Raw genomic sequence first — 13,882 nt, 5'->3', positions numbered from 1 at the left:
ATTCGCGCCTGCCGTGATCAACACTTATTCGTGCCGGGCACGCTCGATGTCCTGCAGGTGTCCCCAGCGTGGCCAGAAGCGGGGTGTAACAGCCGCATAGGCGCGGTACGCTTCTCCGAATTGCGCTTCGGCATCGCGTTCTTCCCTCAATGCCAGGCGGACATACATGAATACGAGAATGGGGAACATGATCAGGGTCAGGACGGTTGGCCACTGCAGGAGGAAACCGAACATGATCAGCACGAAGCCTGCATATTGCGGGTGCCGCATACGGGCATAGATACCTGTTTGCGCGAGTGTGCCAGAGCGCAGCGCGCCGTGCAGGACAGGCCATGCGGCAGACAGGACGCTAAAGCCCAGAAATATGAGACCGAGGCTCGCCCAGTGGAATGGGCCGAAGTGCGGATTGCTCTTCCAGCCAAATATCATTTCCCAGAAATGTCCGGACTCGTGGGCGAACCAGTTGATGTCGGGAAATTTCGATTCAAGCCAGGGCGCAAGAAAGTAGATCGAAAGCGGGAAGCCGTACATTTCCGTAAACAGCGCGATGATGAATGCACTGAAGGCGCCGAAAGAGGTCCAGTCCCTGGATCTCGACGGTTTGGCGAAACTGAAAGCGAAGATAATGAAGACCAAAGAGTTCAGGACGGCGAGAAACCAGAGCCCGTATTCGGACTGTGCCATGGACGGGTTCATTGGCCGGGTCCTTCCTGGTTGTCTGATGGGGGCAGGAAACGATCTTCATGCCGGCCATGGCCGGCTCCGTGCCCGGCGTGTCCGCCATGCATGAACATGTGCATCACGCCGCAGAAGAGCAGGAACCCCAGAAAGAAGACCGCGTTGGCCGGGATGTGCGCCCGGTGTTCATAGAGCAGGAAGACGGCGATCAGGCCGCCAAAGGCGATAATCGGCAACCAGAGGCGTCCGCCCCGGGGGTGATGGTTCCGAAATGATCTATTATCCTTCTGCATGGCGTTTCTCCTCTGCCATCAGGACTGCGCACTGGACGGCGTGCGGCCGGTTCGACGCGATATCGCCTGGAATAATTGGGTCATGTGCCTGCCCGCTGCCGGTTCAGCTTGAGGAGCTGGGCATTGACGGCGCAGATTACCGTGCTGGCGGACATGAACACGGCGCCGATTGCCGGGGTCAGGATCACGCCCCACGGGAAGAAAAGGCCTGCGGCTGCCGGAATGGCGAACGTATTGTATCCGGTTGCCCAGGCGAGGTTCTGCATCATTTTCCTGTAGGTCGCCCGTGCAAGTTCGATGATGGCGACGACGTCTGCAGGACTTGAACGCACGAGAATGATGTCTGCCGTCTCGATGGCAACGTCTGTTCCGGCGCCGATTGCAATGCCGACATTTGCCTGAGCGAGGGCAGGGGCGTCGTTGACCCCATCACCCGTCATGGCCACGATCAGGCCACGCGACTGAACTTCCCGGACCTTTGCGGCTTTTTCTTCCGGCAGGACTTCGGCAATGACTTCGTCCAGCCCGATCTCGCGGCCAACCCATTCAGCCACCTGCCGGTTGTCCCCTGTCAGCATGATACATCTGATGCCCATGTCCCGAAGGTGCCGGATGGCCTCGCGGGATTCCTCACGAACGATATCGGCCAGCGCGATGGCCCCGGCGAGCCGGTCGTCAATCAGGACAAAGACGACGGTCTTTCCCTGCCGGCTCAGTTCCTCAAAGCGCGGGTCTTCCATGCCGATGCCCTGGTCACGCAGGTAGCCGGGACTGACGACTTTTACCTCGTGTCCTTTCACCTCGCCGGAGGCCCCCTTGCCGGGGATCGCCCGGAATTTTTCGACCGGCCAGGCCTGTTTTGAGTCGCGGACAATCCCCTGGGCGATCGGGTGCTCGGAATGCGCCTCGATCGAAGCGGCATAGGCGACGATTTCTTCTTCGGAATGGGTGGTATCGAAGACGAGCGTATCGGTGATTCCGAACTCGCCCCGGGTCAGTGTGCCTGTCTTGTCGAATATGATGGCATCTATGTTGCGGGCCTCCTCGAACGCCGTCCGGTCACGGATGAGCAGCCCATTGCCTGCGGCGATGGCCGTCGAGCGCGCAACGACCAGCGGCACAGCAAGGCCGAGCGCGTGCGGACAGGCAATCACCATGACCGTGACAGCGCGGGCCATGGCGAACCCGAAACCCTGTCCGGTAAAAAATGTCCAGAACAGGAAGGTCGACAGGCCTCCGCCGAGTGCGATGAAGGTGAGCCATTTCGCTGCCGAGTTGGCGAGGTCCTGTGTCCGGGACTTGCTGGCCTGGGCTTCCTTGACGAGCTTGATCACGCTCGACAGGAATGTCTCGTCTCCGGTCTTGTCGACCCGGATGGTCAGCGAGCCTTCTCCATTGATGGACCCGCCAATCACCCGGTCATCAATGCTCTTGGATACAGGCTTCGATTCGCCCGTCAGCATGGATTCGTTCAGCGAAGAGTCGCCATGAACGATGATGCCGTCCGCCGGAACCTTTTCGCCAGGCTTGATCAGCAGCTGTTCGCCGCCGCGCAGTGTCGACACGGACACGTCCCTGACAGAGCCGTCGTCGGCGAGGAGGTGGGCTTCATCTGGCATGAGGCTGGCGAGCTTCTCGAGCGCGCGCCCGGCACCGAGAACCGATTTCATTTCGATCCAGTGCCCCAGCAGCATGACAGCGATCAGCGTGGCAAGTTCCCAGAAAAAGGTCTCGTCGCTGCCGATCGCGACCATGCCGACTGAATAGGCATAAGCGGTGGTGATCGCGACCGAAATCAGGGTCATCATTCCGATCCCGCGCCCGGTTATTTCCTGCCAGAATCCTTTCAGGAAGGGCCAGCCGCCGATGAAGAAGACAAGGCTTGAGAGCGCGGCGAGAAGGATCCGGTCACCGGAAAAGCGTAAACTGTCCTGAAGACCGAGCCAGGTCTGTATCATCGGAGCCAGAGCCAGTATCGGCACGGTCAGGATCAGGACGATCCAGAACCTGCGGCGGTAATCGGCGATCATGCCCTCGTGATTGTGACCCTCATGGGCATGCCCTGCGCCATTGTGAGCGTGATGGCTGTGAGGATTAGCCGTTTCGGGAGAGGCGGCTGCCTGATGCGTGTGGGTCGAGTGGTCCATGATTCTGACTATTTTTCCGTAATGGGACAGGGTCGGCAGGCGCGGGTTGCAATCCTGCATCCTGGCTTGGTGCGTGTGGACATCTCAGGATCAATGATCATGGTCTTCCTTCGCTGCATGCGCTTTGTTTCCCCGTGCAGGGCGGTTGCCGGATTGCTTTTCAGAAATACGTGTCGGCGATGCTGACCCCTCAAAAGCCGATTGCCCGGACTTGTGGGCGGTTGCCAGCACCGGGAGGCGCATGATCGGTCCAGGCGTCGAGGCCCTACCTGTGCACCTTGCTGCCGGATCCCTGACAGGCGCACTGGAAGTATCCGTGTTCGAGGCAGGTATGGCAGGTCTGTTCAAGGCGTTCGCGCATAGCCCGGCGGGCCCGGTGCAGCTTCACCCGAAGGGCGGCTTCGCTGAGGCCGAGGTCTTCAGCGATGGCGGATCTTTCTTCTCCGATGAGATCTGCCCGCCAGATTAGGTCTGCATAGCCGGGACTGAGCGTCGGAAGCATCTTATAGAGACAGGCACAGATCACGAAGTCCAGTTCCTCTTCGCCGAAGAGAAGCTCCGCATTGGCAGCATAGCTGGCCAGCAAATCGCTGGTACGTTTCCTGTCACGGAAATGGTCCGCGATTGTCGAGCGCAGAACCTGAGAGAGCCAGCCGCGCAAGCGGTCTTCATCCTTCAGGTCGGAAAAGCGCGTCAGGGCTTTCACGTAGAAGTCCTGCAACACGTCCCTGGCATCCGCGTCATTGCCGATCTTCCGTTTCAGGAAGCGGTAAAGGTCCTGGTGCGACTCGGTCAGAGCGGCTTCAACGGCCCGCCTGCGCTGCCTTGATGGCGCCTTGTCAGATGTCATCCCTTGGTTCCTTTCGCGGGATCGGCGGGCAGTCTGCATATTCATACGCATCCGGCCGGCATGCCCCTTATCGGGCGTCCGTGGCGCCCGCCCGACTGTAACGGTTGAGGGAGCGGGGCGTCTTCTCCGTATCAGTCAATAAGTTCCGCCTGGCGACCGGCAGGTGGACTCCAACGGAGATCTGGCATGGCACTCATAGGCGCGATCGCAAGAAACAGGCTGGAACGGGCGATCCGCAAGGGATGCCTCGAGGTCAGGTTTCCGGATGGAAAAACAGCGAGATACGGATCCTATCGCGTCCGGCCGGTCCGGATCGCTATCGCCTCGAATGCCTGGCTTCGGCGGATCCTTCTGGATCCGGAACTGCAGGTCGGCGAGGCTTACATGGCAGGCGGCCTGACCATTGAATTCGGCGACCTTTACGACCTGCTGGATCTCTTCTGGGTGAACTTCCTGGCAGACGGACTTCCGGCAGCACGGTTGCCGGCGCTGTTCAGGAAGAGCGCCCGATTGATTGCGCAATTCAATCCGCAAGAGCGATCCGCGCGCAATGTAGCTCATCACTATGACATCGGGAATGATCTCTATCGCCTCTTCCTGGATGAGGACATGCAATATTCCTGCGCCTATTTCCCGGATGCTGAGGTCACGCTGGAGCAGGCCCAGGAACTCAAGAAAGAACATATCGCCCGCAAGCTTTGCCTCAGACCTGGCGACCGGGTGCTGGACATCGGTTGCGGCTGGGGCGGCCTGGCCCTGCATCTTTGCCGGTCGGAGGACGTTCGCGTGGAAGGCGTGACGCTTTCCTGCGAGCAATACGAGTTAGCTCGCAAGCGTGCAGCGGATCAAGGGCTCGGCGACCAGGCCACGTTCCGGATCGAGGATTACCGGTCTCTTACGGATGAGTATGACAAGATCGTCTCGGTGGGAATGTTCGAGCATGTCGGAGTGCCCCACTATCAGGAATATTTCAGACAGATTGCAGCGCGCCTGAGCCCGGACGGGGTTGCCCTTGTCCATACGATCGGCCGAGCGGGCAGGCCGGGTGCAACCAATCCCTGGATCGCAAGGCACATCTTTCCGGGCGGTTACATTCCGGCCCTGTCGGAGATCCTGCCGGCAATCGAGCAAGCGGGTCTGACGGTGCTCGACATCGAAGTCCTCCGCCTTCACTATGCCGAAACGCTGAAAGCCTGGCGGGCGCGCTTTCTGGCGCGCGCTGCTGAGGCCGAAGCCTTGCACGATGCGCGCTTTGTACGGATGTGGGAATTCTACCTGGTATGCAGCGAGCTTTCATTCCGGCACGGTGTCCACAATGTGTTCCAGCTCCAGCTCGGCAAGCGGCAGGAGGCGGTTCCGCTGACGCGGGATTACCTGTATCAGCCAGATCCGATACCTGTTTCAAAGCGTACGAAATCCTGCCTGAATGAGGAAAGGCGCCACCAGAATGTCCGATGACGAACAGGACGCCAGGGGCGTATCAAAAAAAGCCTACAAGCATGATCTCCGGGCGTTGCAAGTAGAGCTGGTCAAGATCCAGAGGCGGGCGATCCGGCACGGGCATCGTATCCTCATTCTTTTCGAAGGGCGCGATGCAGCCGGCAAGGATGGCGTCATCAAGCGGATTTCAGAGCATCTCAGCCCGCGGGATACGCGGGTTGTTGCCCTTGGCAAGCCCTCCGACCGGGACACGAGGAGCTGGTATTTCCAACGCTATGTGCCGCATCTGCCGGCCGATGGAGAGATCGCCTTGTTCAACCGCTCCTGGTACAACAGAGCGGGTGTGGAACGCGTGATGAAATTCGCGCGGAAGGCCGAGGTGGCTGCGTTTCTGGAGACGGTCGGCGCGTTCGAGCAGATGCTCGTCCATGATGGGATGCAAATCCTCAAATACTATCTCGACATAAGCCGGACCGAGCAGGAGACCCGGCTGGAAGACCGCGACCGGGACCCGCTCAAACAATGGAAGAAGAGTCCGATCGATGCAGTGGCCCTGCAAAAATGGGATGATTATACGAACGCGCGCGACGAGATGTTCCTGAAGACGGATTTCGAGCATGCGCCATGGTATGTGGTCCGTACAGATGACAAGCGTGCAGCAAGGCTGAACGTCCTCGGACATATTATCCGGTCCATCGACTGTCCGGAGACGGACAAGACCGTCGCTGCGGTCGACCCGGCCGTCGTGATCGATAATCCGGGACAGAGGCTCGACCGGCTGGCCCGGTAGTGCGCCGCGAATGGATCAGGTCAGGATACTTCTTGCGATCAGAATGACGAGGCCCGCCAGTATGAGCCAGCTGGTCCAGTAGATCCCGTCCATCCACAAGGGCCGCGGAGAGCTCCTGCGAGTGATTCTCGCCAGAGCGATGACGGTCGCGGTCAGGGCGAGCAGGACGACCAGGAGCGCAATGTCCCTGAGATAGCTGGCGACACCCACGCCGAGCCCGAATGCGGCGACTGTGGACAATATCCCGAAGAAGGGCGCGGGAGGCCCCTTGCGGCCTTCCGGTGTATTATGCGCGGGGGCGGGCGTGCGATCCGGACGTTCGTTCATCTGTTCCCTCATTGCTCGATGACCCTTTCGGCAAGGCCAGGCCTGGTCGCCCCGGTACGTGCCAGGTCAACAGACGGGAATGATGCCGAGACGTTACACGCCTGCATGAAATTCACCGGCTTGGAGTTTCTATTGAGGGCGCGCGCGGTCAGGGCCGTATCAGCAGGCAGCGCCAGACATTCACCTGGAAGCCGGGGATGGACATGGAAAACACAGCCAGCCTGCCATCCTCGCATGCTCCGATTGAGACGGTTGTGCGCCCGGCTCCGGGAGCACACAGGCGGCAGTTTCATGCTGCAGGAACCTCATCCCTGTTCCGGCAAGGAGGACGCATGAACCGCTATCACTCAAGGACGAGAGGATGAGCCAGAAAGCCCGGCAAATCCGTCACCTGGTGATCTATGCCGCCCTTGGCGGGATCATCGGTGTTCTGGTGCTGCATCCGGTAAACTCGCTCGTGGTCTGGATGGAGTATGCTTCCCTGTTTTCAGGCAGGTATTCCGGGTTCGGCCAGTTCGCCTGGGAACGTGTCAGCGCCGCGCCCTTGCTCCACCTCATGGCCATGAATGTCATTTTTGCTGCCCTGGGCGCAATTATGGGGCTCGTATTTTCGGTGCTGACCCTTGCACTTTCACGGCAGGCGCGCACGACCGAAGCCTTGCTGGAAGACCTTCAGATGGCTCTGCCCGGCGTGATTGCCGGAGGCGAGAACGAACGGACGGAATTCAAGTCGACCTTGCGCTGGGATATCCGGGAATCGCGAACGAACAGAAGCCTCGAGCAGGTGATCGCCAAAACCATTGCGGGCTTCATGAATCATGAAGGCGGACGCTTGCTCATAGGTGTTGCGGATGACGGCGAACTTCTCGGGATTGATCCGGATCTGAATACACTTCGGAACCCTACGGCGGATGAATTCGAACGTGCCCTGATCGGGATCGTCAGGACCTATCTCGGCAGCGCTGTCTGTCCACTCGTGCGCAGCAGGTTTCTGACGATCGACGGAAAGACGATCTGCTGGGTTCTGGTTGAGCGTTCGGACACGCCGGTCTTCCTGCTTCTGTCGGATACATCGAAATATTTCGTCCGTCTGGGTAATTCAACGCGGGAGCTCAACGCAGCCGAGGCGCACGATCACATTTTACGGCGCAGACATTAAGTCAGCCCCCAGGGGGAGCTGAATGAAACCTGGTCTGCTGCGTCATCGCGACAGGGATCGCTGTACTCGCGTCGCCGACCGCCGGGCGGTGCGTTCAATTGGCCAGCCTGCAATCTGCCGGAACGCTAACCCAGCCCATGCTGGCACCAGACACAAGTGCAGTTCTCGTGATCGCAGCTCGGATCGTTCAGCGCTTTGCCGAGCCGCCATCTTGCGACGGGATAGACAAGCTGTGTCAGGAGGGAGGGCCTGTAGAGCGATCCGAGTTTGCGCCCGGCGTCTGTCCTGCTGAGCCGGTTCAGGGCCCAGCGGCGCAGGCGCTCGTTTGCCAGTTCGTACAGGCAGCGATTGGAGATACCTGTTCGCAGCATGGGCCGAAGGTCGCGGCGCCAGAGCGTCCGATAAGCAGCCCCGGTGAGGATGCTTTGAGCGGCGAGTTGTCCGGAGCGAAGCGCATATCCCATGCCGAATCCGGCCAACGCGTCCTGGAATCCGGCTTGCTCGCCAATAACGGGGCGTTTGCCCTGCATCGCGGTGCGCGGAACCCTTATATTGCCGAACCCGCCAAACGGGCGGGCATTGCGCATATCAAGGCCGGTGGCTTCGGCAAAGAACGCTGCCGTTCGCGCAACATATTCAGCCTGCTGCTTGAACCCGCTAAACATGCAACTGGCGAGCGTGCCGCGACCCTGACGTATCAGGAGATAGGCGTATCCGCCGGGTGCGAGGGAATTGTTGAGCGCTAGATAGTTGCCATCCGGGCAATCGGTTTCGAAAACATAGCCGGCAGCGATGACATCGGCGCGCCGCGGTCCGATCGCAAGCACGTCCTGGCCGCCGGCATCCGTGACCCGGTCGCCAAACCGGACATCCACACCCGCCATCAGGGCCTGTTGCAACAGTCCATGATCAAGACAGCCCGGCTCGCTTCCGCGCCGAACCAGATAGTAAAGCGGGCGGGCGCTTCGAATGGGATAGGCCGTTGCCTGGGCGTCGAATGCTACACCTTCATGAACAGCGTGGGTGCTGAAATTCCGTTCAATCCCTGTCTGCGCGAACCAGTCGATCGCGTCCTCGCTGCGACTCCAGTTTTCGAGCCCCTGGAAGTCCCCGTGGAAGCGATGGCCGACAGAATTGTGCCACTCCCGGACGATTACCTGCCGGCCCGCCCGGGCAAGGATGATCGCGCAGGTCAGGCCGGCAATCCCGGCCCCCGCGATGATCACAGGTGGGTCTTCCACGGCCGGTCCCTTGTCTACGAAACCGGATGGAATGCGGGAGGCCATGGCCGGGACCCATCGCCCTTGAACATCATCCAGACCAGGTAGGCCGACATGACGGCGCCGCCGAAGCAGAACACCGACACATAGGCGTAGGAGAAGAAGGTATACGTCGTAATCAGGACACCGAGCGCCAGCAGACCGAAGATCCGGACACCGCGGATGGACGAGATCAGAAGCGGCAGGATGACGACGGAAATATAGACAACATAAGTGAATTCGCGCCGCCCGACAAAATCCAGAAGTTCGGTGCCTTCATAAACGATCACATGTGGCAGGAAGCGTGTGTGGAGCCAGCCATCATGTGCGAAGTAAGGCACATATTGCAATGCTCCGAGCATTGCGCCGACAATGACGAAGATGAGGAACAAGGGCTTCCGGCGCGGCGGCTCCAGTGTGAACGTCGACACGGGAATCCAGACAGGCCAGGCGAGCCAGGAAAAGAACATGTAGACGAGTGAGGCGTTCAGGATAAGGTCCGTGTTCTGGCCAGCGCCGGCAACCCAGACTACCCCTTCAGCCAATTGCTGAATACCAAAGAGGAGCGGCAAGGTTGCAAGCGGAAGATAATGGCGGTCCGTGCGCCACGCCTGACGCATACTGACCATGCCTGCGGGAATCAGGCCGGCTGCGGCGACGAAACTGACTTCTGGTGACAGGCACATATCTAACTCTTCCTTACAACTCTTCGCGAACTGCGATCCACATCGTCATTGACAAAAGCCGTTACTCGAATTTCGACTGTATCTGCCATCAGCGCCTACGGCGATTGCTGTACGCCTGGGGAGTGAACGGGTACTGGATCGTCCCCACGACAACGAGGCATCCTGAAACCTGTGCAAGCCTGGTACGATCCGGGGGCAATTGCGGCCCCAGACGGAAAGACCGGGCTGCGACCATTTTTTCCTTATCCGTGGTCAGGGCGGATGAAATCTCGGATATCATCTGGCGCCATCCTTGCCCTGATGGCTCATGAACAGGAACAGGTAGGCGGCCGAGCAACTGATCAGTAGAAAGCCGTTCAAGGCCTCTACGCCGGCTACCAGCCGAAGGTGACCGGTTGGGACGATGTCGCCAAGACCGAGTGAGGTATAGCTGACGAGTGAAAAATAGAACACATCCATCGCGCGCAAGGGCTTGAGTTCGGCAAAGCTGCCAAGGTGCAGCGCCAGTCCAGCCCCATAGGTGGCCGCATAAAGTGCAACGACTGAAAGATGTGCAATTCCCGAGATACAGAGCACGAGCACGAGCCTGCCGCCAGGAGAAAGCGTTATTCGATCAGCATGCCGGATGAAGCGGGACATGATCCAGTAGTGAAGGGCGCCGGACAGGATAAATGTTGCGGCCGTAAGAAAGATGGCCAACATCATGGGGAGAATACACCATAAAGGCAGGCTGGCTTAATGGGCATGCGAACTTTCATGACCTGATACTTCCTTGTTGCGGACCTTGCCAAGATAGAGAGCCTCCAGGGCAAAGATCGCCGTCATGGATCCGATGGCAATGAGGATAATCGCGGGATCACTTATCGCCTTTATGAAGATGAAAGCGCCGAGTGCTGCCGCATCGAACAGGATTGCCGAGACAAGGATCCAGGCCCGCGCACCAACATCCGCGCGCAGATGGCGCAACACGCCAAAGTGAATAATAATGTCCATGACAAGATAATAGATCGCCCCAAGTGATGCGATCCGGCCGAGGTCGAAGAAGGCGGCAAGAATGGCCGCGATAACAACGGTGTAGACCAGCATGTGTTTCTGAATCCCGCCCGGCATGCCGAAGTGCCTGTGAGGAATGAGTTTCATGTCGGTCAGCATTGCCAGCATGCGGGAAACCGCGAACACGCTGGCGAGCAGGCCCGATGCCGTCGCGATAATTGCGATAATCACGGTGAAACCCACCCCGAGATCACCAAAGGCGGGGCGTGAGGCTTCGGCGAGCGAGAAATCTTTTGCGGCGACGATCTCTTCCAGCGTCAGCGACGACCCCACAGCAAAGGCGACGGACATATAGACGACAAGACAAATCGCCAGAGACCACATGATGGCGCGTCCGACATTCCTGCCGGGGTTCCTGACTTCTGCACCACTATTGGTGATTGTCGTAAATCCCTTGAAGGCAAGGACCGCCAGTGCGACACCGGCGAGGAAGCCGGCGGGACCGGTCCCATCTTCCGTCGCAGAGCTCGCGGCTTCGAAGGAAAATCCAGACGCCCAGAGGGCGGCACCGGAAAATATCAGTATGCCGCCAACCTTCAGGACGGCTGCAATCTTCGAGACGCCGCCAATGATCCTATTTCCGGCAATATTGACGAGAAATGCAACCGCGATCAACCCGACGGCAAGGAGCGGGACGAGCGTGTCCGTATTTTCGATGTCGAACAATTGCAGCGAATAGGCGCCGAAGGTCCGGGCGACAAGGCTTTCATTGATGATCATCGACATCGTCATGAGGAGCGCGCTGGCGGCCGCGACCGTTGTAGGCCCGTAGGCCTTCTGCAGGATCATGGCGATGCCGCCGGACGAGGGATATTTGTCCGACATCTTGATATAAGTGTAAGCGCTGAACCCGCTGATGACCGCCGCAAGGAGGAAGGCGAGCGGAAAGGCCGGGCCGGAATATTGGGCGACCTGTCCGGTCAGGGCAAATATGCCTGCGCCGATCATCACACCGGTGCCCATGGCAACGGTTCCGGCCAGACTGAGCGACCCTTCCTTATAAGTCTCCGGTGTCATGGCTCGCTGGTCTCGCTGGCCGGGAATCGTCCGACATAGCTCGAATAGGTGCTGGTAGTTCCGCTTCCGAACAGAATAACATCATAGGCATCTGGAGGGCCCTGCATTTCCATGCCGGGAGAGCCCAGAGGCATACCGGGAACCGACAGGCCAGCTGCAGCGGGGCGCTCTGACATCAGGCGCCTGATGTCCGCAGCCGGCACATGTCCTTCGATCGCATATCCGGCAATTTCCGCCGTATGGCAGGAGGCAAGCCGGTCCGGCACGCTCAGCGACGCGCGGACGGGGGCGAGATCTTCCCGCTCGACTACACGCACTTCGAATCCGTCCCGCCGGAGATGTTTGACCCAGGCTGTGCAGCAGCCGCACCAGGGTGTCTTGTAGACGGTCATCGTTTCGGCCCTGGCGGTCCCGGAGTTAATGGCCAGCCATGCCAGTCCCGAAATCAGCGCAACCAGCGTGGCGCCCAACAGGCCCCCAATCCATTTTTTCATGACGTCATCCTTTCAAACCCTCTCTTGGCGCAACACTACAGTGTTCCCAAAGAAAATCGAGGCGGCGGCGAATGGCCACGCTCTGTCTTTCGAACCGGGAAGCAATACGGGTGTCGTACCTTTCCAGTCTCCGCAGTTGTTCTCAGCCGGAACGCACATTGCCGCGATTGAAATAATTGTAGAGCGGGACAAAAACCAGCGCGATATACCAGCCATAGAGATAGGACTCGATCAGTCCAAGGAAGAAACCCGGAACGGAAATAAAGGAAAATCCGGGCAGCAGGGATTCCCATGCAGCATGCATGTGAAGGCTTGCAGGTGTGACGAGGCCCCAGGCAATACATAGGGTAAATGTCATGGCCAGGAATATGGATAGGGCATGCCCCAGTGGTTTGATTTTCATGGCTGTCTCCTTCTCTTTCTTTGGAACACCTGTGGCATTCCTTCCATGACGTGTGGCCCTCGTCCCGTTCCCAATGGGAGTTTTCCGGGGTCAGCTCTTGTGATACGGCAGGTTGCCCCGAGTTGAGTTCCTGTCAGTGTGCATGGCTTTCATCCAGGGGGCTGGAAGACCAATGGATATGCGTGATTTTCCAACCGTCCTCATTCCGCATGAGAACCATGGTTTCCATGGACCGGAGGTGGACGGCCTCACCCTTGTATGTACCGTTCATCTCCGATTGCGAAATGACGGTCGCCATGTCGCCTGCCTGGAAGACTTTCCGGTCCTGTAGCTGAACATTCATCATGGTCATGAAGGACATGTCGGATTTCATGTGATGGCCGGCATATTCCTCGAAGGACAGCTCGGCCTGTCCGCCCTCCGCGATGACCGCGTCCGGTGCCATCATGGCGCGCAAGCCATCTTCATCACCTGACCGCAAGGCGGCCGAGAAGGCATCGGCCACGAATTCGGGCGTGCCGGTCTGGGCTGCCCCGGACACCCTCCCGGCATCTGCCTCATGATGGCTGCCGGGACCGTCCATGTGGCCGCCTTCCGCCATCTCGTCATGGTGCCCGTCGTCCATCTCGTCATCGGAGTGCTCATGGCCTGGCGCAGACGCCATTTCATCATGCCCGGCAGCGATGGCCGCCTCATCTGTCTTGCCACCATGATGATGATCGTGGCCTTGGCCTGTGACCTCGGGCAGACTCCTCACGCCAAGTCCATATCCGTAAACGATCTTCCCGCCCCACCAGGCTGTCGCGGTCAGCGCGAGGGCGGCGGCAGAAAGTGCGCCGACAAACAGGACCGACGCAGATTTTGCGCGGGTTCGCCAGCGCCACACCGCAAGGAGCAGAATGGCCGATCCCGACGGCACCGCCCAGTTGCGGTGTGTCGTCATGGCAATGTGCGACGGCTCATCATGATCGACCGAATAATAGGCCTGGAAGCCCGCGGCGATGGTCACCACGATCGAAGCGGCCGCAAAAGCCAGCAACCAGTCTGCCGCGGGCCACAAGGATTGGGTCCAGCGGCCGGAAGGGAACACGCGACACAGGAGGTAGGATGCGGCGGCCGTCATGCTGAGGGCGTAGGCAAAATGGACCAGGATGGGGTGAATATTCGGTTCTATGAGGCCGTCCAAGAAAGGCTCCTGTCTTGTTGCCGGGTCGTCAGGGCTTTCGGCATGCGGCCGGCAACCCATTCATTCTGGCAGGTGATACGCGCCGGATGCACATGTCCCT

At 59.3% G+C, this 13,882-nt stretch carries 15 protein-coding genes; 3 read left to right on the top strand and 12 right to left on the bottom strand.

Annotation, left to right across the window (positions count from 1 at the left end):
- Nucleotides 1-24: 24 nt before the first annotated feature.
- The 4 genes from HY17_RS13325 to HY17_RS13310 all read right to left on the bottom strand — a co-directional run bounded on the left by HY17_RS13325 (nt 25) and on the right by HY17_RS13310 (nt 3,968).
- Nucleotides 25-684, bottom strand: a complete 660-nt coding sequence (locus HY17_RS13325; RefSeq protein ID WP_034767565.1) for an isoprenylcysteine carboxylmethyltransferase family protein — start codon at nt 682-684, stop codon at nt 25-27.
- A gap of 8 nt (nt 685-692) precedes the next feature.
- Nucleotides 693-971 (bottom strand): DUF2933 domain-containing protein, encoded by a 279-nt coding sequence (locus tag HY17_RS20755; protein ID WP_051600092.1) that lies wholly within the window; start codon nt 969-971, stop codon nt 693-695.
- Between the two features lie 80 nt (nt 972-1,051).
- Nucleotides 1,052-3,118 carry a copper-translocating P-type ATPase gene (locus HY17_RS13315; RefSeq protein ID WP_034767306.1) on the bottom strand — a complete coding sequence of 689 codons (2,067 nt, stop codon included), beginning with the start codon at nt 3,116-3,118 and terminating at the stop codon, nt 1,052-1,054.
- A gap of 265 nt (nt 3,119-3,383) precedes the next feature.
- Nucleotides 3,384-3,968, bottom strand: a complete 585-nt coding sequence (locus HY17_RS13310) for a sigma-70 family RNA polymerase sigma factor (RefSeq protein WP_034767304.1) — start codon at nt 3,966-3,968, stop codon at nt 3,384-3,386.
- A 186-nt stretch (nt 3,969-4,154) separates the two neighbouring features.
- On the opposite strand from HY17_RS13310, the gene HY17_RS13305 reads away from it, so the two are divergent.
- Both HY17_RS13305 and ppk2 read left to right on the top strand, forming a co-directional pair.
- Nucleotides 4,155-5,426, top strand: a complete 1,272-nt coding sequence (locus HY17_RS13305) for a cyclopropane-fatty-acyl-phospholipid synthase family protein (protein ID WP_051600091.1) — start codon at nt 4,155-4,157, stop codon at nt 5,424-5,426.
- Nucleotides 5,416-6,198, top strand: coding sequence for a polyphosphate kinase 2 (ppk2, locus tag HY17_RS13300; protein WP_051600090.1), 783 nt, complete (start codon nt 5,416-5,418; stop codon nt 6,196-6,198). Before HY17_RS13305 ends, ppk2 begins: the two co-directional genes overlap by 11 nt.
- A 15-nt stretch (nt 6,199-6,213) precedes the next feature.
- On the opposite strand, the gene HY17_RS13295 is transcribed toward ppk2, so the two are convergent.
- Nucleotides 6,214-6,525 (bottom strand): hypothetical protein, encoded by a 312-nt coding sequence (locus HY17_RS13295; protein WP_034767302.1) that lies wholly within the window; start codon nt 6,523-6,525, stop codon nt 6,214-6,216.
- Nucleotides 6,526-6,886: 361 nt separating this feature from the next.
- Between HY17_RS13295 and HY17_RS13290 the strand changes: the two genes are divergently transcribed.
- A complete protein-coding gene (locus tag HY17_RS13290) occupies nt 6,887-7,684 on the top strand; it encodes a helix-turn-helix domain-containing protein (RefSeq protein ID WP_034767300.1) in 798 nt (265 codons plus the stop codon).
- Nucleotides 7,685-7,809: 125 nt separating this feature from the next.
- Here the strand turns inward: HY17_RS13290 and HY17_RS13285 are convergent, their stop codons facing one another.
- The 7 genes from HY17_RS13285 to HY17_RS19525 all read right to left on the bottom strand — a co-directional run bounded on the left by HY17_RS13285 (nt 7,810) and on the right by HY17_RS19525 (nt 13,782).
- The gene (locus tag HY17_RS13285) at nt 7,810-8,970 is read right to left on the bottom strand and encodes an NAD(P)/FAD-dependent oxidoreductase (protein WP_034767298.1); all 1,161 of its coding nucleotides are present in this window, start codon (nt 8,968-8,970) and stop codon (nt 7,810-7,812) included.
- Nucleotides 8,940-9,629 carry a DUF6629 family protein gene (locus HY17_RS13280; protein ID WP_051600089.1) on the bottom strand — a complete coding sequence of 230 codons (690 nt, stop codon included), beginning with the start codon at nt 9,627-9,629 and terminating at the stop codon, nt 8,940-8,942. The genes HY17_RS13285 and HY17_RS13280 overlap by 31 nt, the downstream gene beginning before the upstream one ends.
- Before the next feature lie 276 nt (nt 9,630-9,905).
- Nucleotides 9,906-10,334 (bottom strand): potassium channel family protein, encoded by a 429-nt coding sequence (locus tag HY17_RS13275; RefSeq protein WP_034767296.1) that lies wholly within the window; start codon nt 10,332-10,334, stop codon nt 9,906-9,908.
- Nucleotides 10,335-10,364: 30 nt separating this feature from the next.
- The gene (locus HY17_RS13270; RefSeq protein ID WP_034767294.1) at nt 10,365-11,699 is read right to left on the bottom strand and encodes an APC family permease; all 1,335 of its coding nucleotides are present in this window, start codon (nt 11,697-11,699) and stop codon (nt 10,365-10,367) included.
- A complete protein-coding gene (locus HY17_RS13265) occupies nt 11,696-12,193 on the bottom strand; it encodes a DUF411 domain-containing protein (protein WP_034767293.1) in 498 nt (165 codons plus the stop codon). The genes HY17_RS13270 and HY17_RS13265 overlap by 4 nt, the downstream gene beginning before the upstream one ends.
- Before the next feature lie 142 nt (nt 12,194-12,335).
- Entirely contained in the window at nt 12,336-12,596 is a 261-nt protein-coding gene (locus tag HY17_RS13260; RefSeq protein ID WP_034767291.1) for a DUF5676 family membrane protein, read from the bottom strand.
- 133 nt (nt 12,597-12,729) lie between these two features.
- Complete coding sequence (locus HY17_RS19525) at nt 12,730-13,782, bottom strand: nuclear transport factor 2 family protein (RefSeq protein WP_065383084.1); 1,053 nt, start codon at nt 13,780-13,782, stop codon at nt 12,730-12,732.
- Between the last annotated feature and the right edge of the window lie 100 nt (nt 13,783-13,882).

The sequence above is a fragment of the Hyphomonas sp. CY54-11-8 genome (genome assembly GCF_000682735.1).
Lineage (GTDB): Bacteria > Pseudomonadota > Alphaproteobacteria > Caulobacterales > Hyphomonadaceae > Hyphomonas.
This window is presented reverse-complemented; position numbering and strand designations above follow the sequence as displayed.